The sequence below is a fragment of the Pseudoalteromonas sp. ND6B genome, from assembly GCF_000764215.1.
Taxonomy (GTDB): Bacteria; Pseudomonadota; Gammaproteobacteria; order Enterobacterales; family Alteromonadaceae; genus Pseudoalteromonas; species Pseudoalteromonas tetraodonis.
Map to the genome: position 1 here is coordinate 78,578 of NZ_JQFL01000089.1, position 20,901 is coordinate 99,478.

Below are 20,901 nucleotides of genomic sequence, written 5' to 3' on the forward strand. Positions count from 1 at the left end.
GTAAAAACAAGAAACACTGCACTATTAACCGCCTAAAATTAACCGCTGCTATAGTTTAACGCGGGTTTTGTGTTAAACTTTGCCGCCGTGCAACGCTACGTGTTTATTTTTTTGTTGCCAAGTCGGTTGTTTTCATCCAAGTAACTTAGGTACTTTAAAACCCATGACTGCATTTTCAAATCATCAAATTGTTTTAACCGCAATTGGCGAGGATAGATCGGGCATCGTCAGTGAACTTACGCAACTCGTAAGCGATTGCCACTGTAATATTATAGATAGCCGTATTGCGATTTTAGGCAACGAATTCACCTTTATTATGCTACTTAGCGGTGATATGTCAGCCATTAGCCGCATAGAGCATACATTACCGACCAAAGGCATGGAGCTTGGACTGCTCACTATGATGAAGCGTACTTCAAGCCATAATCAAAGCGAGTTTTGTGCAGGCTATACCTTAGAATATACCGGCATAGACACCCCTGGCACATTAAGTAAAGTAACGCGTTTTTTTGCAGATAATAATATTAATATTTGCTCATTAAAGTCAGACACCTACGAAGAAGAAACTGAGCTTAAAATGCGCTGTGAACTTGAATTTAATATTCCCGTTGACGTTGATATTGACCAATTTAAAATTAGTTTTGAAAACCTTTCGCACGTTTTAAACGTAGATTACATCTTTCGACGTATTCGCTAAGGAGTTTAGCATGAACAAAATTACCCCATTACAAAGTGGCGACACAGCACCGGCTTTTAGCTTACAAAACCAAAATGATGAAACCGTCGTGCTTAGCGAGTTATTAAAAGAAAAACAAGTACTGGTGTATTTTTACCCTAAGGCGTCAACGCCTGGCTGTACCGTACAAGCCGAAAACCTGCGTGACCAACAAGCAGAACTTGCTAAATTTAACACCCATGTTGTTGGCATAAGCCCAGATCCGATTAAGCGTCTTAAAAACTTTGAAACAAAAAAAGAGCTTAACTTTGATCTACTTTCAGATGAAGATCATGCCATTGCTGACGCATTTGGGGTGTGGGGCTATAAAAAGTTTATGGGCAAAGAGTACGACGGTATCCACCGCCTCACTTTCTTAGTAGGCCAAGACGGTAAAATTAAACACTTGTTTGATAAATTCAAAACCAAAGATCACCACCAAGTGGTATTAGATTATTTAGCAGCTGAATAAAGGCTAAAGGCTAAAGGCTAAAGGCTAAAGGCTAAAGGCTAAAGGCTAAAGGCTAAAGGCTAAAGGCTAAAGGCTAAAGGCTAAAGGCTAAAGGCTAAACAAGATAAAAATAAAAGCGTTGCTCAAGAGCAACGCTTTTTTATATTTGCTTATTTATAATTTAGCTAATAACGGTGATTGTGGAATACCTACTCGAGGAAGTAGAGCCGGTGTTACCGCAAAGGCTGCTGGTAAACGTCCTTTTAATTCAGCCATTTTTGTTTGATTATTTTGCTGATCGTAAATGTAGTATTTTAAAACATCACCATAAGCACTTCCCTCTAAATTACCTTGTTGCAGTGTATCTAATGCATTGTCGTAATCTGCTGCATAAATATAAGCTAATGCTAAGTTTCCAGCAGAACCTTCGTGTAAGTTACCGTCAAGCTCTCTAGACAACCCCTCTAACTCAGCAATAGCCAGTTCATAACGACCTAGTTGTATGTAGGCATTAGCAAGCGAGTTTTTCGTAAAATATGGCGGGTTGCTTCCTGCTGGATACCATGTTTCGTAAGCACTTAAGATATCTTCATATTGTTCAAGTTTAGAAAAAACATGAACGAGTAAAGTATAACTTTCTAATTTAATTTTTCCCTCTTCAAAACCTGATAGCACATCTCTATTTGCATACCATTTTTGAATATTTTTTGCCGTTTGTATTAGTTGTGTTGGTTGATCACTTTTTGCATCACCAGCTACCTCTAAAAGTTGCGCTAACTGTTGGTTATACTGATTACTAGCAGCGGGCTGTTTTTGCGCACTATGTTGGTCATTCTTTGGATTTTCATCAACAATTTGTGCTGCTGCCAACGCGCTAAAAGACAGTGCAGCCAAAGCCATTACCATATGTTTACTTTTCATTGTTTTTTCCTTGTTTAACATTTTGATCCTTTGAATATTAAAACTCTTTGAGTGTTCAATATTCAAAAGAGGGGGAGTGAAAAAGTTATATTTAGATTTTTTTTCATGCTCAGAGAGTAACAAACTGGCTAAATCTAACTGATACTTACCTTTGAGTTTACGCATACATTTTTCGTCACAACTAAGCTCTAACTGCTCTTTTGCCAAACGCGCTAGTTTTGAGCATATTGGGTTCCACCAAAAAACACTTTCTATAAAGCAAATTAGCCATGTCCAATAAATATCACCTTGTTGTAAGTGCGTTAATTCGTGCTCAATAACAGAGTTTAATTCTTTTCGATTTTCCATCTCAGGAGTAAGCCAAACAACCGGATTGACTAATCCTGTTGCAAAAGCAGGCCCTCCAATTGAGGTGAATCTTATTGGGTATATACAGTTTTCTCGTTTTGAAGTGCTATATAAGCTTGAGTTAGCTTTTAAGTTTTTGACTAACTTTACATACATAGCAACACGCAATGTAAACAAGCCAATTCCACTAAACAGCAATACACTAAAAATATGGTTTAATGATGGTAACCAACTCACTGGTGCAATAATGCTACTTTCTGATGTTATGACCTGCGCACTGGTAGGGGCTATTAACGTATTTAAAAAACTAAACTCAGCAACATTAACAGTATATTGCGATGTACTTTCAAATAATGGCAATTGAGAAAAGTATTGCCAAGGAACAAACCAGGCTATTAAAGCCAGCATTATTACGTAAAAATTTAATCTAGAAGGGGCACTTTTCATCCCTAATGATGCAAGCAAACAACACACACTAATAATTGTGCAAGTTACAAAATAATCCATCATAGCCTTCTCCTTTAATCTTGCTTTTTATTTTTCAATAACGATTGTAGGTACTCAATATCCTCGTCATTCAGCTTTTCTTCTTTAATAAAGTGGGCAATTAAGCTGCGAGAGTTACCTTTAAAAAAACGCTGCATGAAGCTAGGCATTGCTTGTGCTGAAAATGCGCTTTGAGTGATCACTGATTTAAATACAATCGCTCTCCCCTCTTGCCCGCAGCGAGCTATCGCTTGTTTTTGTTCTAACCTATCAACGATTGTTTTTACTGTGGTGTAAGCTACTTGCTTATCTTTTTTTGTATCAGCAAGTAGGGCTTTATGTAACTGGCTAGCAGTACAAGGCTCGTGCTGCCAAAGCAACTGCATTATGTCTAATTCAAATTCACTAAGTTTCATTTTAACCTCTATTACTACAACTGTAGTTTTCAACTATTACAAATGTAGTAATAAGCACTCAGTGTGTCAATATAAAAATTATATAATTTAAAATAAAAAATAAATTTAGAGGTTGGTAAATACATAAGCGATAAGAGGCATAATTATCGAAGTGAGCATAAATAATGAGATATCATTTTTTGTATTTATCGCTTTAGTACTTTAGCATTCCTGCCGATAGCTAAATTGGTAACGAATAACATTATGGATAATTAACCGTGATACAGCTAAATAAACACTCAGCCTTTGACATTAAAATTACAGCCGAAAAAACAAATATTGCACAACAAACAAAAGACACAACAAAAAATCAGGACAACACTGATTATCAATTATCAGACAGAGAGCGTAATAAGCTCTCAGGAAAAGAGGCTGAGCAAAAAGCTGAAAAAACCACAAATTCAGAGATGCCTGAATATATTGCAAAAATGATAGAGCAACTTAAAGAGCTCAAGCAGCTGCTTGAAGAACAAAAAGAGCAACTCACTCAATTACAAGCTCAATCGGACCAAGAAGACGAGGCTATACAGGCACAAATTGAAGCACAAGCAAACATCGTTTCATCAACACAATCTCAGGTAATTGCGCTTGTGCAAATGATCAGCCAAGCCATGAAGGATGCAGGTATTACAGACGCGGGGGCACTTGTTAGTGCCATTGTTTGAATTTTCAGAGCCAAGTATTCAGCGTTATACTAATTTACCTTACAAAGGCGGCTTTATTTTTATCATCGGCTTATTATTTCAATGATAAATATGCCTACCCTAGCGGTTAAACAACCACGTTGTGTTTGCGTTCTCACTCTTCATCTAACAGTGCTTGCTGATAAATTTTATTAAACTGTTCAGCAGGTAAGTCTGCCGCAAAGTGGTAGATAAGCGCTTTATACTCATCGCTTTGAATTAATTTTGAGAGTGTATTATTAAAGTCCTGCATAAATTTTATATTTTCTTCACTGCGCTCACACATTAAATGCCCAACAGTAAACGATGTTTTTAATTTCAAATCAAAGGAGTGAATATCAGCGTCTGTTATATCGTGCCAATACGTGGCTACATCGCTGGGGTATTCAATAGACGCATCAAACTCTTGCAACTTCGCTAATTGTTGTAATCTAGAGAATATATTAGTGGGAGCTGGTTTTATTTTAGTTTTATCTACCTCTTCAAGTAGAGACATAATGTCTTCGGAGAATATTCTGAATTTTGATAACCCCAACCTTAATCCACTTTGTGACACCAACTCGTCTAAATTTTTTATATGTTTAAATTGAGCCAAGTTATTTGGAGAATAAAGTCGCGGTGCGAGATACAAAGAAAACGGCTTTGATATTAAATAGCGGCTTGCTCGTTCTGGCGTGTTAATTTTATTGGCGAAACAATGACTAATGCCAAATTGCACCTCAACATTGGTATCTGGCGCTTTTACAAACTCAATTCTGTAATCTCGCATTTCAGCCAAAATTAACTTATAAAGCTGCGCGTCGAGTGATTTTCCTGCGGTAACTGAGTTCAGTCGTAGCAAAGACTCATCGTTACTACTTAATACGATTTTTGTTTTATTTGCGTCAAACTCTGCAAAACGCGTATTTTCATAATCTAATTTATATAATGCCTGCAACCTTCCCGATGATTTTAATTTTGGCATTGTTTGGTCAAATTTTCTCGCCAAGGCTTTCCCTTTTTCATTATTCGAAAAGGCTAAATAAATAGGCCTTGCTGGCACAACCTCTACATAATTAAGCTTTGATTTGTACTCTTTGGGAATGTTGTAGTCAAAATCAACGAAAGCATCTATGCGTTTATTGAGTAGCAGTGCCACTGCGTTTTCAATAGTAGAAGCCGGGTAATAATCGTGAGGGTATTCAATAAACTTATCGAAATTGTAACCATCGAGCCAGCTTAATACTTTGTTGTTTAAATCAGACAGTTTATTAAACTTATTAGCAGAATCTACAAAATACGCATTAATTGGGTAATCGTAGTCTAAATACCATTTAGGATAATAAGCTAAAGGAATATCCTCTTTAGCAACACCAACAACAATATCATATTGTTTTTGTTCAAATAAATTGGTAATTCGTTTGTAAGTACTAAAATCAAACTCGAGCTGTTCATCCGCATAAACTTCTTTTAATAATTCAATATAAACGCCTGTTTCATCCGGATTAGTGTAATCAACCCAGTGAGTCACGCCCACTTTTACAGTAGCAAAAGCCGAGTTTATAAAAACATAAGAAAAAACAAACAACAGTAGTAGGTATTTAGCCAAGCGCATTCTCCCAATCACTTAGTTTAATATAAGCACCACCTAATACACTTTGCAAACTTGGGTTTTAGTTTGAGACTTTGTAAGGACTTTACGTTAAGTTACTTAATGGCTGAAATGAGTTAAGGCCATAATTGCAATCATGGGTTACACGCGATATTCGTTTATAGCACTTTTTTCAAAATTCGACTTAGAGTGAAGCGGGCAGTCAGCAAGTTTAATTTACCTAGCAAAGATTCGCCTCTTGCGAACCCTATTAATAAACGATTCATTTGAATTGATAAAGAAAATTTTAGTAAAAGGATATTTATGGAAAAGGATAACAAGCCTTTAACGGCATATATAATTAGTTTAATTATTCTTTTTGCAATCATTTGTATTGCTTACTTTATAAGGTTTAAGTTTAATTTTAATGCTCCAATAGAAGATTGGATAAGCACTGCTAGTTTTTTCAACTCAATTTTAACACCACCACTATTAGCAATTACATCCATCTTGATTTTTCTAACTTGGCAAACGAGCAAAAATCAACTTAAGCACGCAAATGAAATGATGAACTCTGAGCTGAACTTAAAAATTTTTAATAACATGCTAGAAAGTACAACTACTTATATGGATTCTCGAATTTTAAGAAATGATGTTGTAAAAGCTACTCAGTTAACTTATGAAAAATTAGAACAAAACCATAAGTATATACTTGATAATTGTTTTGGATGTGAGATGGGAGCTAAAACATTAGAGCGAAAAGTAAAAAGGTACTGCAGATTCAAAGTCTCTGAACAGAACTTTAGAAATGAAGATATTATTTTAAAAGTTGGTAAAGGCGGCTTATCACCTACACCAAAAGAAGATCTTGATTCACTCGTACTAATTTACATGGAACGTGCTTTGGTTGATATTTTTTCAGGTAGCACAGATACTACCCCATTGATTATTCATAAAATTATTAGATTGTTTGATTTTATAGGCAAAGAAAAAGAGAGCGGTAATGATCTTATTGCAGATTCATTAATTGACTCTGTTGAATTTGGTTTTAGAGAAGAGGTTCTTGAGTCTTTTTCTCATATAAAGAATATAAAGGAGCATCATGTATTTACTTTAATGAATAGAAGCTAGGTATAACAAGTTGTTAAAACTTTATATGTTTTTCAAAAAATGGAGTTTGAAAATGAGAAAAGAGTTCGAATTCACGGTCAAGGGTCATAAAATTAAAATTGTTAACTCATGGTTTGGTGGTGCGAAACTATATGTTGATGGCGATTTTCGTGATCAAGATTCTACTTTTATTGTTAATGGCAAAACAGCACTTCTTTCAGCTAAACTTGCTGATCTTGGTATTTTAGAGATTTTCCCCATATCTGCTTTAATATCTGTAGAAATGGATGCATTTTTAATTACGGACGATGAAAGGTTGCAAGTATACAGCTCACATAAGCGTTTAAACTTAACACAGCAGCGATTAGCAAAATAAACACATAGGTAAAATATGAAACTATTAATGGCCCCTTTATTACTCATTATTGCTGGATGCAGTAGTGTTGCGCAAAAAGATGAACAATATTCGCCGTGCTCTGAGGCATGGTTTAACTATGTTGAACAGCAAATTAATACCGGTGACGGTTATGGACATGGGCCAGACATTGGCTCTTTAGAATGGCGCTCTGTGATCATGTTTAAACTCGGTATTAGAGATAAGCCAAATGTACCAGAATTAAATACACAGCTGTGGTGTCAGTTTATTGATGAAAATTATATTTAAAGCCAGCTTAACTTTATGAGTTGAAATTTGTTTAGTTAGGTTGGGTTTATAACCCAACCTTGTATCTACGTAATATAACTTAACGCAGAGCAGCTTACAGCTGCCCTTTAACTAATCCCCAAATACTTATGTACTTGAATTGATAAGCGCCAGTTTTTGACGATACAAGTATCAATGGCTAATTTAGTGGCTGAGGTTTTTTGGCTGATTGGCTGCAAATATACCAGTTTTGGGTTTACGCCGGTGGCGGTAAATAGCTCTTCCAGTTCTTCTACGTGTTTTTGCATAGCAACCGGGTGTTTAATTTCATCGGCGCGTTGCATAGCACTGCTCAATACTTTGTAACCACCGCGCATATTAATTTTTGGCGATACCGTGACCCACGTTTGTGCAGGGGCGAGTATTTCGAAGGTGCCACTGGTTTCTATTTGTGTGCTAAAGCCATGATCATGCAGTAAATTACATACTGGGTTCAAATCATACATGCAAGGTTCGCCACCGGTTATAACAACATGCTTGGCGGTATAGCCACGGGATTTAAATAACTCCAGTACTTGCGAGGCACTGGCCTCAGCCCAATGATCTGAGTCGGCTTTTTTTTCTACCGTGTCATCAAGTGATACTTTATATACGTTATCAACATCCCAGGTTTGCTTTGTGTCGCACCATGAACATCCCACAGGGCAACCTTGCAGGCGTAAAAAAATAGACGGCGTACCAGTAAAACTCGCTTCACCTTGAATGGTTTCAAACACTTCATTAATTTTGTACAAAAGAAATCTCACTTACAACCTGACGGCAAAATTGTTACTATTAGAAATCACAAAGCACGGTGCAAAAATTGTCATTTATGCCTTGGCCGTGTAGTATATCGCGCCCTGATATAAACCTCTATCAAAACTAAAGAGCAAACCACGTATGACGCAAAAAGTAGTTGTTATTTATTCCGGCGGTATGGACTCATTTACTGTATTAAATAAAGCCCTGCAGCAAGGCCATGATGTTTATGCCCTCTCGTTTGATTATGGTCAGCGTCATGTTAAAGAACTTAAAGTCGCCGCCAGCGTATGTGAAAAGCTAAATGTACCGCACAAAATTGTTGATATATCGGCAATTAATCAGCTTATTGGTGGTTCGTCGTTAACAGACGATATTGATGTGCCAGAAGGCCATTACGAAGAAGAAAGCATGAAAAGCACCATTGTGCCTAATCGCAACATGATTTTACTTTCTTTAGCGGTAGGTTATGCGGTGTCGCTTAAAGCAAGCAAAGTATATTACGGTGCGCATTCGGGCGATCATGCTATTTACCCAGATTGCCGCCCTGAGTTTGTTAAAAAAATGGATGATGTGTGTCGTATTGCTAATTACGATGCGGTAGAAATTTTTAGCCCGTATTTAAATAATACTAAAATCGATATTTTAACCGATGGTATTAAAATGGGATTAGACTACAGCCAAACATGGACCTGTTATAACGGTCGTGATAAGGCCTGTGGCAAATGTGGCGCTTGCCAAGAACGTTTAGAAGCCTTTGAGCTGAACAACGTAACCGACCCGCTTGAATACGAGTAAAGTTTAAAATAAGCACACTATAAGGCTACCAAGGGTAGCCTTTTTTAGTATGAAAAAACATTAAAGCCAGCGTTTTACCCGCGATTTGTAATCCTCAAATTGCTCACCAAATAACTGATGTAACGCCCGCTCTTCGGGAATGATTTGAAACAGCGTTAAATAACCAACGTAGCCCACAATACCTAAAAAAGCCCAAATAGAGCTTAGCCACACGCCCCACCCCGCCAGTATAAAAGCAAAGCCTAAATACATAGGGTTACGTGAGAGTTTATATACCCCTGAGGTAACTAAGCTTGTTGCTTGCTCAGGTTTATTTGGTAGTACCGTGGTTTTGGCTAAACGAAAACTGACGACCCCAGCAATACAAAAGAAACAACCTATAGCGACTAATCCTAATGCTAGGTAAGTTATGAAGGCGGTAAAGTCTATTACTGTGTAATGCGCAATCAGTGCCATAACAGCAGCGAAAAATACCACAACGACAACCGGTGGAATTTTATTATTTAACATACCTATTCCTTGTATCGATTAAAAAAACTACATGGTTACTATATGGTGGCGGCACAAATAATAACAATGACTTTATAAATACAAATAAAGTTACAATTTATTGCCTTTATCGGCGCTTAATTATGGTTATAATTTAAACTTAAAATAAAATTAAAGGAAGTAATTATGTCTGGCACAACAATGATAGTTCTCATTGTACTTATTTCTGTAGGTTCGGGGGTTATTTACGATATGTATAAAAAGCACCTTGAATTTAAACATAAAGTTCAAGACAACAATCAAGATGCTCATAAGCAACTAGCAGAAGTAACCGCGCAAGTGACTGAACTCAAACAGCGAGTACAAACACTTGAAGCCATTGTTACCGACTCAAGCTATAGCGTAAAACAAGAAATAAACAAACTATAGCCGTCCCTTAGTTATAAATAATTAGGGTATAAATGTGCATTTTCTGGCTGCTCTATACCATGGGCAGCTAAAAACCCGCCAATGGCTTGTCCACACCCTTGGGGTGCCCTGCCGCTGTCTATTTCAAAGTTTAACTGATTCGCCTCTTGCTTACCCATAGAACATAAACTAACTGAACTTGGTGAACGCATGGCAATGCTTAGCTCCCCGACCTGCTCTGCGTGTACATCTTTACTAAAGCGCGCAAAGCCTTGGTATTTAAAATGCTCACTCACATACTCGTTACTTACAGCAACCAGTGTGGCAATAAAGCTATGTAAAAAGCTGTTGGTTGTTGCATCAGGTGCTAAAAATGACAAGGTTTTATTATTAAATTCGCTTAGCTGACAACTATCGCAATGAAGTTTAACCGTATACACCTGCTCGCCGGTGATTATGGCTTGGCAGTTAATTAGCGCAATTTTATTATCCGCAAACACCAGGCGCTCTATCAGGTCGTTCAATGGAATATTTTTAAACGATGTGCTTTTAACAAGCTCAGGGTTTTGCGCCATAACAGGTAAGTCATGATGATTATTAAACGGCGTGCTGGTTGCGCCTTGATGCTGCAGCTGAAAAAGCTCTCTTACTTCATGCTCGCGTGCCACTTTCAATGCTAAAAATGCTGTTTGAATAAGCTCTGAGGTTGGCAAATTTTGCTCTACTGGCCAGCGACGACCAAACAGTAACTTTTTTGCTTTGTTCTCAGCACGGTAATTATCTGGACTAAGTACCGCCACTTGCAGATAAATATCACTGTTTTTTTCTGCAGCTAACACACTAAAGTGAGTAGAAAAACTAATGTCGTTAAGCACTTCATTAACGCTGGCTAGCGTATGTTTGTAACGTAAAAAATGCTGGGGAACAATCCAATTATTATTGGCCAGTTGTACTAACGGCGCATACGAAATCGGTTGCTCGTAACTGTGTTGCCACTTTTGCCCATCGCCTAATAATGGCTCAATTTTTATATTTTTATCTGACATATATAAACCAAATAAATCCGCCTAGTGGCAAGATATTAACTATGAAGCACTTTACGTAGTTAATCACAAAAACCGATCACACTGACAGGAGTATTTAGCATTCAAATACTCGTTGATACTCTGTTATAACTTTTTGATAGTAAAGTCTATCTTTATTGAGCATTCGAGTATAATGGTTAAGCAATTGCTGCTGATATTGATGATGTTGTGGATTGTGTTTATCCCACATTTGAGCACCGGTTTGAGTGAGTGTTTGGCTGGCATTTACACTAACGTGTAATACTTCGTAAAAACGTTTGTTTTCAACAATAATTTGCTCGTTTTCGAGCTTTAAATTACAGGCTTTTAAACCTTCGCGCACTTTGTAAAGATGCTGAATGGGGCAAATAATAAAACTGAGTTGGTGCAAGCTTTGCGGGTTGTTGGCAATAATTTGTTCAATAAGCTTTAAACATAAATCGCCCCCCACACCAGCAATAACCACCACTTGCTTTGCAGCTGTTGGCAATTTAATTTGCGCAACATCTTCGCAGCGCACTTGCCATGAAGGTAAAAATTTACCTTGCTCAAATTGTTGCAGCGACTGTTCGAGCGCTTCCATTAACGTTGGAATAATATCCACAAAATTTATATGTTTTGCTATACCGCGCTCAAGTAACGCCATCCCTAAAAAGCCATGATCGCAGCAACAATCCCAAACAATATCGTAAGGCTCTGTAATTAATGAATTGATGGCGTTTAAACGTTTACTCAGTTTCATTTAACTCACTATGTTTTTGTTTTGTACACCAATGCTTTTAAGCTTTTATCGCTATCAATTTCAATAAAGCGATCAGTCGGTTCTAGGCGTTTAACAAACTCAATAGCACCTTGAGTATGTTCTTGAATAAGTGCTTTAAAGTCGTTTTCTGAAAGCTCTGGGCTATTAGCGCATAACAACAGCTGTGTAGTATCGTTTAAAAGCTCAGGAAGTCTGCGCAGCACTTTTTGGTAGTCTTTTGTTAATATAAAACTGCCTTTTTGAAAGCTGGGTGGATCAACAATAATTAAATCAAACGGTGCGGCTTTTTTTAGCTTACCAAACGACTTTAAAATATCATGCGGTAAAAAACTGACGCCCCTATCAACATTGTTTAATTGATGGTTTTGCTTACCGACTTTTAACACGCCTTTGCTCATATCCATGTTCATCACATGATCGGCACCGCCGTGCATAGCCGCTACCGAAAAACCACAAGTATAAGAAAACAGGTTAAGTACTTTGGCATGTTTACTATTTTGCATGACAAACTCACGGCCTTTTCGCATATCTGGAAAAATACCGGTGTTTTGCTTACTCATTAAATCAACCAAAAAACGCACACCATTTTCGGCTACGCTATGGCGCGCGGGCAATTGCCCGTGAACAAGGGTGTTATGGCTTTGCAGCCCCGCTCGCTGCTGATACACCAATGCAGTAATTAGCTCTGGATGATGTTGTTGTGCCCACTGCCATAACGTATCGGTGAGCGTAGTGAGTGTTACCTCATCAATTTCACTGTATGACACCAAAAACAAACTCGGTGGATAAAAGTCTAAGTTAATATGGCTTAGCGCTTCTACGCTGTGGCCGCGACCATGAAATACGCGGCATAATTCGTTATCTGCAAAAGGCGTGTCTGCTAATGCATTAATAAGAGGAGTAAAATCGATTGTCATTTAATTAATCAACTGTTGTTGTAGTTCATGTATTTCATCGCGTACAGAGGCGGCTTTTTCAAATTCTAAATCACTGGCGTAGGCATGCATTTTGGTTTCAAGCTGCTTAATTTGCGTGGCAATTTCTTTCGCACTAAGAATTTTTTTAGACTCTTTACGAATAAGCTGTAAGTTATCTTGCGGTGAAGCATCTTCACCTACATCCATTACATCGAGTATCTTTTTGATCAGTGCTTTAGGCTCAATACCGTGCTTAACATTATAAGCATGCTGTATATCGCGGCGTCGCTGGGTTTCATCAATGGCTTTGGCCATCGACTTAGTGATTCTATCACCGTATAAAATAGCACGACCATCAAGGTGGCGCGCAGCACGGCCTATGGTTTGAATAAGCGAGCGAGCTGAACGTAAAAAGCCCTCTTTATCGGCATCTAAAATAGCAACTAGTGCCACTTCTGGCATATCTAAGCCTTCACGTAGTAAGTTAATGCCTACTAACACATCAAACACACCGGCTCGTAAATCACGAATAATTTCAACCCGCTCTACGGTGTCTATGTCAGAGTGCAAGTAGCGTACTTTTACATTGTGCTCACTCAGGTAGTCGGTTAAATCCTCAGCCATGCGTTTGGTCAGTGTTGTTACTAACACGCGCTCGCCTTTTTCAACACTTTTATAAATTTCTGAGAGTAAGTCATCAACCTGATCGCCAACCGGACGCACTTCTATTAATGGATCAAGTAAGCCGGTTGGACGAATAACTTGTTCAGCAACCTCGCCATTGCTGCGATCTAATTCAAAATCACCCGGTGTGGCCGACACATAAATAGTTTGCGGTGCAATGGCTTCAAATTCTTCAAAACGCAGTGGGCGGTTATCCATGGCCGAGGGCATTCTAAAGCCATATTCAACGAGGTTTTCTTTACGACTTCTATCGCCTTTATACATAGCGCCAATTTGCGAGACAGTTACGTGCGATTCATCAATAATCATTAATGCATCGTCGGGTAAATAATCAAGTAATGTCGGCGGCGGATCGCCAGGTGTACGCCCCGATAAGTAACGGCTGTAGTTTTCAATGCCTGAGCAATAACCAAGCTCGGTCATCATTTCTATGTCGTATTGGGTACGCTGCGCAATACGTTGCTCTTCAACTAATTTATTAGCGCTGAGTAATTGTGCCCTGCGCTCTTTAAGCTCAACTTTTATTTTTTCGATGGCTTCGAGTATTTTTTCTCGTGGCGTTACATAGTGAGTTTTAGGGTAAATAGTAGCGCGCACTATGTGTTTTTCAACAGCACCAGTGAGGGGATCAAAAATACTTAGGCGTTCAACTTCATCATCAAACATTTCTACACGTACTGCATAGGTATCTGATTCAGCGGGAAATATATCCACCACTTCGCCGCGAACACGATATGTACCACGACTAAAATCAATATCGTTACGGGTGTATTGCAGCTCTGCAAGGCGGCGCAGCATATCGCGCTGGTCGACTTTTTCGCCCACTTTTAAAAGCAGCATCATTTTCATGTATGAATCAGGATCGCCCAGACCATAAATCGCCGATACCGACGCAACGATTATGGTATCGCGACGCTCTAACAACGCTTTAGTGGCGCTGAGCCGCATTTGCTCAATGTGTTCATTGATGGATGCATCTTTTTCAATAAAGGTGTCACTGGCTACCACGTAGGCTTCTGGTTGGTAGTAATCGTAGTAAGATACAAAGTACTCAACCGCATTATGCGGGAAAAATTCTTTCATCTCGCCGTATAATTGCGCCGCTAAGGTTTTATTGTGCGCCATAATAATAGTGGGGCGATTTAAATCACTAATGATGTTAGCCATCGTGAAGGTTTTTCCCGTCCCTGTTGCGCCCAATAAGGTTTGATGAGCAAGCCCTGCTTCTAAACCTTCGCACAACTGAGCGATAGCGGTCGGCTGATCCCCAGCGGGTTTAAATTTTGATTCTAACTGAAAATGATCGCTCAATGACTACACTCCTGTAATGCTTGACTGCTTAACGCTTCAATTTCTTTCATAAACCACTTATAGGCTACAAGGGCTGTGAATAAATTACCAATGGCCGCGCCAATAAACAAGCCGATTAAACCTGCCAGTTCATTCCCGATATACGCAAAGGGAACATAAAAAATAAATAACCGAATGACGCTCAAAACTAAGGCGTTCATGGGTTTGTGTAAAGCGTTAAACGAGGAGTTGGATAAAATGATCACTCCTTGCAAGCCATAACTTAATGGGATGGTATAAATAAACAGTTTTATGACATCAACAACGGCTTGCTCCTTACCAAATATTTCACTGATGACGCCTGAGAACATAATTAATAAAATATAAATAACAAACTGCCATAACATCACAAATTTTAAGGTTCCTAGGTAGGCATCCTTTACGCGAGAAAAATGACTGGCTCCAAAGTTTTGACTAATAAAAGGTGGCAAAGTCATCGATAATGCTAATACCACCAAACTCGCTATTGATTCTATTCGACTCCCTACTCCAAAAGCAGCCACAGCCTCTGGGCCATGATGTGCAACCAATGCCGTCATTACTGCCATAGCAACCGGTGTTAGCATGTTAGCACCTGCTGCGGGTAAGCCTATTTTTAATATTTTACGAATAGCTCCAATAACCGTTTGCGACCCTGCTTTTAAACTCAATAAGCGCTTTTTAGCAATTAATAAGTATAAAATAATTGCCACAGCAACTGCCCATGCTATAACACTGGCGATGGCGGCTCCTTTAATGCCAAACGCAGGAATGGGGCCAAAACCAAAAATAAGTACAGGATCGAGTACCGCATTGATAAGTCCCGCTCCACCCATAATAATACTCGGTGTTTTAGTATCGCCACTGGCACGCAGTACAGAATTACCAATCATCGGGGTAATTAAAAATACACTGCCTAAAAACCAAATACTGATATATTCATGAATGAGCGGTAATACTTGCTCCCCAGCTCCGAGTAAAGTAAAAATAGGATCAATTAATAAATAGCCACACGTAGATAAAACCAACACTAATACCACCGCAATCAACAACGATATACTGGCATCAAAACGCGCTTCTTCAATATTGTTACTGCCTAATGCTTTTGCTATTACCGCTGAGGTACCTATGCCTAAACCAATCGCTAAACTAATAACAGTAAAAGTGACGGGAAATGTAAAGCTCACTGCAGCAAGCGGCTCTGTACCCAATAAGCTAATGAAAAAAGTATCAACTATGTTGAACATCATTAGGGTGATCATCCCAAATATCATCGGAATGGTCATTTTCTTTAGTGTAGGCAAGATTGGGGCGGTGAGTAAATCAGGGCGAGTATGTGATTGAGAATGTGCGCGCATAAAATAAATAAGCCTCTTTTACTGAACGGCATATTTTAAAGCATCCGAGCTGTTCAAGCCATGCTTTATTAAATCTAAACAATTAATTAAACGTTTAATCTACAAACTGTTATTTTTATGCCTTTGTAAACAAATTTTGCGCTAACACACTAAAAACCAAATAAAATACATTTATGTAACTTTTGCAACATTTATTTTTTAGGTTTTGTTGGTTTATCACACAGTCAGAGACTGTGTTTTATCGTCACGAAAAATTTTATTTATCGATTAAGTGAGTAACTTAGCTGAATCGTAAGCTATTGTTTTTAAATGTATAAAAAAAAGCTTTTAAATACTTGAAATCGTTGTAGCGCCCTACAATGCTGGGGGTGCTGATGTTCTTAAAGTTTCATAAACAGAGTTATCCACAGAAACCGTGGATAACTCAATCAACCCCACGTTTATAAAGGGCTACAACCGAGTGCTAAATTGTCTGATCATTTGGTTTTTTCCGTTACCAATATGCAAACAGCATTGTATGCCCCTGTTATGTGTATGAAGATGATTTTTTCTTAGACTAATATCAGTGAGTAACACACTCAAACAGGTAGCTAACTCATTGATTGTTTTATTTTTGTACAAAGTATTGCTGCTGCAGTCAAAATTTATATTATGTTTTAGCGCTAGTTTTAGTTTACGTAACTAATACGCATTTAGTTCAACCGTTTTAACGTACCAAAAATAAAAAGGAGCCATTTATTTTAAATAAGTTAATTATCGCTTTATAAAAATACAGGAAATAGAACGCGTTTTTGCTATTAAAAGCCGTTTTCTTAAATTTTACTCATCACTTTATTAGCTCAAATTACAAACTTCATGCAAATATTACCCTGTTTTTATAAAACAATATCACTGCGCTTTACTTAAATAGTGTTACAAAACGCGCAGATTGCACATAAAAACAACGAATAGACCTCTTTTTTGAATTTATGATCTTTTATATGTTGACACTTTGCTATGCGGTCATTAATATTTCGCCCCGTTGAAAGGCAAGACGCTTCCCCCTTAGCTCAGTTGGTTAGAGCGACGGACTGTTAATCCGCAGGTCCCCCGTTCGAGTCGGGGAGGGGGAGCCAAGTTTTTCAGCCATAAACGATTCCCCCTTAGCTCAGTTGGTTAGAGCGACGGACTGTTAATCCGCAGGTCCCCCGTTCGAGTCGGGGAGGGGGAGCCAAGTTTATGTTTATGATGTAGTTCCCCCTTAGCTCAGTTGGTTAGAGCGACGGACTGTTAATCCGCAGGTCCCCCGTTCGAGTCGGGGAGGGGGAGCCAAATCATAAAAAGTATATTTTAGTTCCCCCTTAGCTCAGTTGGTTAGAGCGACGGACTGTTAATCCGCAGGTCCCCCGTTCGAGTCGGGGAGGGGGAGCCAATTTACTACAATCACATAGACATACCATCCAATTTGCTCTACCATTCTTCTTTTAAAACAAAAACTTTTTTGCTTAAAAAACTAACCATTTGATAACTATTGATATCGAGCTATAATTAGTTTAATAATCATGAGGTTGTGTCCTCCCCCATTTGACATAAAAAGATTAAATAATGGCAGCTTTCAAAAAACTTATTCTTATACAACTGTTAGCTTGGCTGGTACTTGTGTCCGCTGGTAGTTATTTTATTAGCCAAAATTTTGATAATGCCATCGGCAATGCTCAAAAAAATGCACAAGCGACCGTTGAGCAATACATTAAAAATCTCTCTGCGACAGATATATCAGCAGAAAATCTTAAAAACACGCTTGCAACTAGTGAAACCTTTTCAAATTTTGTTTTACGTGACTATCAAGGCGTTGAAGTATTTTCGGTTAACAATGCAGTGCAATTACCTTTTATTGCTGAGCTTATTCAATCTAGTAGCAACTCAGTACGTCCTCAGTACGCCACAAATAATAACGCCGACATAAAAATTGAATTTAAATTAAACATTACTCACTTGGGTGAGCAGTTTCAAACCGCGTTTTTTGTTATTTTAATTGTTAGCACCCTACTCGCCCTAATACCTATTATATTGATGAAAACCATTGTTAAGCACATTAACGACAATATATGTACGGACGTTGCTGATGTTATTGATGTATATATTAATCAAAACCAACTAGGTGATGATTTTGCAACTAAAATTGATTCACCTGAGTTAGCTAAGTTGGGGAAAAGTTTAATTCCTAGCTTTAATCGTTTATCACACTTTTTAAAAAGTAAAAACGACAATATAAAAAATGCAGCCCACGATATTAAACGTGAAGCCTACAAAGACGGTGTTACTGAATTAGGTAATCGCAATATGTTTGTTGATTACTACGAAAAAAATATAGAAAACACCGAAATAAGCACATTTGGCTCTTTAGCACTTGTCCGCTGTAGTGAGTTACAGTCAATTAATCAAAGTCGAGGCTATCAAAAAGGTGATGAGTACATTAAGTCGGTTGCAGATATCATAGTAAATATCAGTGGCACCTATTCCGGCAGTCAAGTTTTTAGAGTAAACAGCTCTGACTTTATAATTATATTGCCGAATACCCCGTTAAAAGAAGCTGAAAAATTTGGTGAAAACTTACAATCTCGCTTTACTCAATACATGCAAAACCAAGAGCTTAGCTCGGTTGCAAACACAGGTATTGTGGGTTACGAAAAAGCCAAACCTTTAGGTGAGTTGCTCTCTATCGTTGATAACGCAATGAGTATGGCGCAATCTAAGCAAGCTAATGCGTGGCATGTGCAGCGCGATACTGATCTTGTTAATAATGTGAGCGCAGGGTTTGGTAATCAAAACTGGCGTAAAGTGATTAACGAAGTGATCGAGTCTAAAAGCGTCCATTTAGTGATCCAAAATATTATGCCATTAGGTAAAAGCATTAAAGCCTATGCTGAAATTCAAGCCCGCTTCAAAACAGAAGAAAATCAAGCTTTGCCTACCGCTTCATTTTTAGCAATGGCTGAAAAGCTCGATATGGCAATAGAAATTGATAAGTTAATTATAGAATCGTCATTAGAAAGAATAAAATCGAGTAATTTATCTGAAAAATACTTTGGCTTAAATATCACCCCTTCAAGTGCGCACAGTGACCAATTTATGATTTGGTTAGAGCGTCGTTTGCTTAAAGATACCCATATTGCTTCTAAGTTAATTTTTGAGGTGAGTGAATTTGGTCTGCAACAAAACATTAAAGCAAGCAAACGTTTTATTGATATGGTGCATCGCGTTGGAGCCAGAATTACTGTTGAACGCTTTGGTGTAGGACTCACATCATTTAAGTTTTTCAGAGATTTAAAACCAGACTTTATTAAAATGGATGCAAGTTATACCCGAGGCTTAGAGGATGATAAAAATAATCAGTACTTTATGCGTTTAATGGTCGACCTTGCACACCGAATTGGCGTCAGTGTTTTTGCTGAGGGCGTCGAAAGCCAAGAAGAAAAACACATTGTAGAAACGCTATGCCTAGATGGTGTTCAAGGTTACTACATTGAAAAGCCCAAAGACATCTAACGCCTCTACTCCAATTAACGTAAAAAAGAGCATGTATGCTCTTTTTTACGTTCTAAAGTGTGCTTTTATGAATTTTCAGCCGTTAAAATGCTGACAGTTTTTTAATTGCAATGTCCCTTGATTTTAACCCTTTACAATTAGCCCATTATTTAACGTTGTTTATTTAACTGATAATCACTCAACGTGTTGTTAATCACAGTAGAAAAAAGGATAATACACGGGATTTTATTAGCGTGAGGCACACATGACAGAATACGTCTTGTTATTAATTGGAACAGTGTTAGTCAACAACTTTGTATTAGTACAATTTTTAGGCCTTTGCCCGTTTATGGGCGTGTCTGGGAAACTTGACACAGCCATAGGTATGTCTTTGGCAACTACCTTTGTGCTAACGCTTGCCTCTGTGACAAGCTATTTAGTAAATGAGTATATTTTATTACCATTGGATATTACCTATCTGAAAACAATGAGCTTTATTTTAGTGATAGCTGTTGTTGTACAATTTACTGAAATGGTTGTCAGAAAAACCAGTCCAACGCTTTACCGGTTACTGGGAATATTTTTACCTTTAATAACCACTAACTGTGCGGTATTGGGTGTTGCTTTATTAAATATCAAAGAAGATCACACGTTTTTACAATCGGCCGTTTATGGCTTTGGTGCTGCGGTGGGGTTTTCATTAGTATTGGTTTTATTTGCTGCATTGCGCGAACGTTTAGCCGCAGCAGACGTACCAACCCCATTTAAAGGTGCCTCAATCGCAATGATAACGGCAGGTTTAATGTCAATGGCCTTCATGGGTTTTACTGGATTAGTGAAGTTTTAATATGACCTTGTTGTACGCTTTAATAGCGCTGGGTTTGCTGGCGTTAATTTTCGGATTAATTTTAGGGTTTGCAGCAGTACGCTTTCGAGTTGAAGGTAACCCTGTTGTAGAACAAATCGACACCATTTTACCGCAAACACAATGCGGCCAATGTGGTTACCCGGGCTGTCGTCCTTATGCAGAAGCCATTGCCAATGGCGATGAAATAAATAAATGCCCTCCAGGTGGTGAAGCGACCGTTAAAAAGCTAGCTGATTTAATGGGGGTTGAGGCTAAACCCCTCGCTGGCGGAGAACAAGCCGAGCCAGTTAAAACGGTGGCCTACATTCGCGAAGATGAATGTATTGGTTGTACCAAATGTATTCAAGCCTGCCCTGTTGATGCCATTGTTGGTGCAACCCGACAAATGCACACCGTTCTAATTGACGAATGTACAGGCTGTGACTTGTGCGTTGAACCTTGTCCGGTTGATTGTATTGACATGCTACCCGTTGCACCAACAAAACAAACTTGGAAATGGCAACTAGACGCTATTCCTGTTACCCAAATAGATTAGA

Annotated in this window: 21 protein-coding genes and 4 tRNA genes; 15 read left to right on the forward strand and 10 right to left on the reverse strand. The window is 38.3% G+C overall.

The window, feature by feature from the left end:
- Window positions 1–163: 163 nt before the first annotated feature.
- Both ND6B_RS00255 and bcp read left to right on the forward strand, forming a co-directional pair.
- A complete protein-coding gene (locus ND6B_RS00255; protein WP_013465263.1) occupies window positions 164–697 on the forward strand; it encodes a glycine cleavage system protein R in 534 nt (177 codons plus the stop codon).
- 10 nt (window positions 698–707) lie between these two features.
- Complete coding sequence (bcp, locus tag ND6B_RS00250) at window positions 708–1,187, forward strand: thioredoxin-dependent thiol peroxidase (protein ID WP_013465264.1); 480 nt, start codon at window positions 708–710, stop codon at window positions 1,185–1,187.
- A 153-nt stretch (window positions 1,188–1,340) separates the two neighbouring features.
- On the opposite strand, the gene ND6B_RS00245 is transcribed toward bcp, so the two are convergent.
- Together ND6B_RS00245 and ND6B_RS00240 are read right to left on the reverse strand one after the other, a co-directional pair.
- Window positions 1,341–2,945, reverse strand: a complete 1,605-nt coding sequence (locus ND6B_RS00245; RefSeq protein WP_033104413.1) for a M56 family metallopeptidase — start codon at window positions 2,943–2,945, stop codon at window positions 1,341–1,343.
- An 11-nt stretch (window positions 2,946–2,956) separates the two neighbouring features.
- Window positions 2,957–3,337, reverse strand: coding sequence for a BlaI/MecI/CopY family transcriptional regulator (locus ND6B_RS00240; protein WP_028835022.1), 381 nt, complete (start codon window positions 3,335–3,337; stop codon window positions 2,957–2,959).
- A 257-nt stretch (window positions 3,338–3,594) separates the two neighbouring features.
- Here ND6B_RS00240 and ND6B_RS00235 point away from each other — a divergent pair, with 257 nt between their 5' ends.
- Entirely contained in the window at window positions 3,595–4,041 is a 447-nt protein-coding gene (locus tag ND6B_RS00235; RefSeq protein WP_033104414.1) for a hypothetical protein, read from the forward strand.
- A 133-nt stretch (window positions 4,042–4,174) separates the two neighbouring features.
- On the opposite strand, the gene ND6B_RS00230 is transcribed toward ND6B_RS00235, so the two are convergent.
- Entirely contained in the window at window positions 4,175–5,653 is a 1,479-nt protein-coding gene (locus tag ND6B_RS00230; protein ID WP_033104415.1) for a substrate-binding periplasmic protein, read from the reverse strand.
- Window positions 5,654–5,953: 300 nt separating this feature from the next.
- On the opposite strand from ND6B_RS00230, the gene ND6B_RS00225 reads away from it, so the two are divergent.
- From ND6B_RS00225 to ND6B_RS00215, 3 genes are read left to right on the forward strand one after another with little or no spacing between them, the layout of a single operon-like run.
- A complete protein-coding gene (locus ND6B_RS00225) occupies window positions 5,954–6,760 on the forward strand; it encodes a hypothetical protein (RefSeq protein ID WP_033104416.1) in 807 nt (268 codons plus the stop codon).
- 52 nt (window positions 6,761–6,812) lie between these two features.
- On the forward strand, window positions 6,813–7,115 hold the full coding sequence (locus ND6B_RS00220) for a hypothetical protein (RefSeq protein ID WP_033104417.1): 303 nt from the start codon (window positions 6,813–6,815) through the stop codon (window positions 7,113–7,115).
- A 15-nt stretch (window positions 7,116–7,130) separates the two neighbouring features.
- Entirely contained in the window at window positions 7,131–7,403 is a 273-nt protein-coding gene (locus ND6B_RS00215) for a hypothetical protein (RefSeq protein ID WP_024601109.1), read from the forward strand.
- Between the two features lie 107 nt (window positions 7,404–7,510).
- Here the strand turns inward: ND6B_RS00215 and queE are convergent, their stop codons facing one another.
- A complete protein-coding gene (queE, locus tag ND6B_RS00210) occupies window positions 7,511–8,176 on the reverse strand; it encodes a 7-carboxy-7-deazaguanine synthase QueE (protein ID WP_033104418.1) in 666 nt (221 codons plus the stop codon).
- 145 nt (window positions 8,177–8,321) lie between these two features.
- Here queE and queC point away from each other — a divergent pair, with 145 nt between their 5' ends.
- Window positions 8,322–8,978, forward strand: coding sequence for a 7-cyano-7-deazaguanine synthase QueC (gene queC, locus ND6B_RS00205; protein WP_013465272.1), 657 nt, complete (start codon window positions 8,322–8,324; stop codon window positions 8,976–8,978).
- A gap of 60 nt (window positions 8,979–9,038) precedes the next feature.
- Here the strand turns inward: queC and ND6B_RS00200 are convergent, their stop codons facing one another.
- Window positions 9,039–9,488 carry a methyltransferase family protein gene (locus tag ND6B_RS00200; RefSeq protein ID WP_013465273.1) on the reverse strand — a complete coding sequence of 150 codons (450 nt, stop codon included), beginning with the start codon at window positions 9,486–9,488 and terminating at the stop codon, window positions 9,039–9,041.
- A 165-nt stretch (window positions 9,489–9,653) separates the two neighbouring features.
- On the opposite strand from ND6B_RS00200, the gene ND6B_RS00195 reads away from it, so the two are divergent.
- Entirely contained in the window at window positions 9,654–9,896 is a 243-nt protein-coding gene (locus tag ND6B_RS00195; protein WP_013465274.1) for a hypothetical protein, read from the forward strand.
- 11 nt (window positions 9,897–9,907) lie between these two features.
- Here ND6B_RS00195 and ND6B_RS00190 read toward each other — a convergent pair whose 3' ends face one another.
- The 5 genes from ND6B_RS00190 to ND6B_RS00170 form a co-directional block, all read right to left on the reverse strand.
- Complete coding sequence (locus ND6B_RS00190; RefSeq protein ID WP_033104419.1) at window positions 9,908–10,921, reverse strand: hypothetical protein; 1,014 nt, start codon at window positions 10,919–10,921, stop codon at window positions 9,908–9,910.
- A gap of 94 nt (window positions 10,922–11,015) precedes the next feature.
- Complete coding sequence (locus ND6B_RS00185) at window positions 11,016–11,681, reverse strand: tRNA (adenine(22)-N(1))-methyltransferase TrmK (protein ID WP_033104420.1); 666 nt, start codon at window positions 11,679–11,681, stop codon at window positions 11,016–11,018.
- A gap of 8 nt (window positions 11,682–11,689) precedes the next feature.
- Window positions 11,690–12,619 (reverse strand): class I SAM-dependent methyltransferase, encoded by a 930-nt coding sequence (locus tag ND6B_RS00180; protein ID WP_013465277.1) that lies wholly within the window; start codon window positions 12,617–12,619, stop codon window positions 11,690–11,692.
- Complete coding sequence (uvrB, locus tag ND6B_RS00175; protein ID WP_033104421.1) at window positions 12,620–14,614, reverse strand: excinuclease ABC subunit UvrB; 1,995 nt, start codon at window positions 14,612–14,614, stop codon at window positions 12,620–12,622.
- Window positions 14,611–15,990: an MATE family efflux transporter gene (locus tag ND6B_RS00170; protein WP_033104422.1), complete on the reverse strand. Its 1,380-nt coding sequence runs from the start codon at window positions 15,988–15,990 to the stop codon at window positions 14,611–14,613. Before ND6B_RS00170 ends, uvrB begins: the two co-directional genes overlap by 4 nt.
- 1,038 nt (window positions 15,991–17,028) lie before the next feature.
- Here ND6B_RS00170 and ND6B_RS00165 point away from each other — a divergent pair.
- From ND6B_RS00165 to rsxB, 7 genes are all read left to right on the forward strand, one after another.
- Window positions 17,029–17,105, forward strand: a tRNA-Asn gene (locus ND6B_RS00165).
- Between the two features lie 21 nt (window positions 17,106–17,126).
- A tRNA-Asn gene (locus tag ND6B_RS00160) sits at window positions 17,127–17,203 on the forward strand.
- Between the two features lie 21 nt (window positions 17,204–17,224).
- Window positions 17,225–17,301 (forward strand) — tRNA-Asn (locus ND6B_RS00155).
- Between the two features lie 23 nt (window positions 17,302–17,324).
- Window positions 17,325–17,401, forward strand: a tRNA-Asn gene (locus tag ND6B_RS00150).
- A 173-nt stretch (window positions 17,402–17,574) separates the two neighbouring features.
- The gene (locus ND6B_RS00145) at window positions 17,575–19,518 is read left to right on the forward strand and encodes a bifunctional diguanylate cyclase/phosphodiesterase (RefSeq protein ID WP_013465281.1); all 1,944 of its coding nucleotides are present in this window, start codon (window positions 17,575–17,577) and stop codon (window positions 19,516–19,518) included.
- Between the two features lie 244 nt (window positions 19,519–19,762).
- Window positions 19,763–20,344, forward strand: coding sequence for an electron transport complex subunit RsxA (gene rsxA, locus ND6B_RS00140; protein WP_008115244.1), 582 nt, complete (start codon window positions 19,763–19,765; stop codon window positions 20,342–20,344).
- 1 nt (window position 20,345) lies between these two features.
- Window positions 20,346–20,900, forward strand: coding sequence for an electron transport complex subunit RsxB (gene rsxB, locus ND6B_RS00135; protein ID WP_033104423.1), 555 nt, complete (start codon window positions 20,346–20,348; stop codon window positions 20,898–20,900).
- The last annotated feature ends 1 nt before the right edge of the window (window position 20,901 follow it).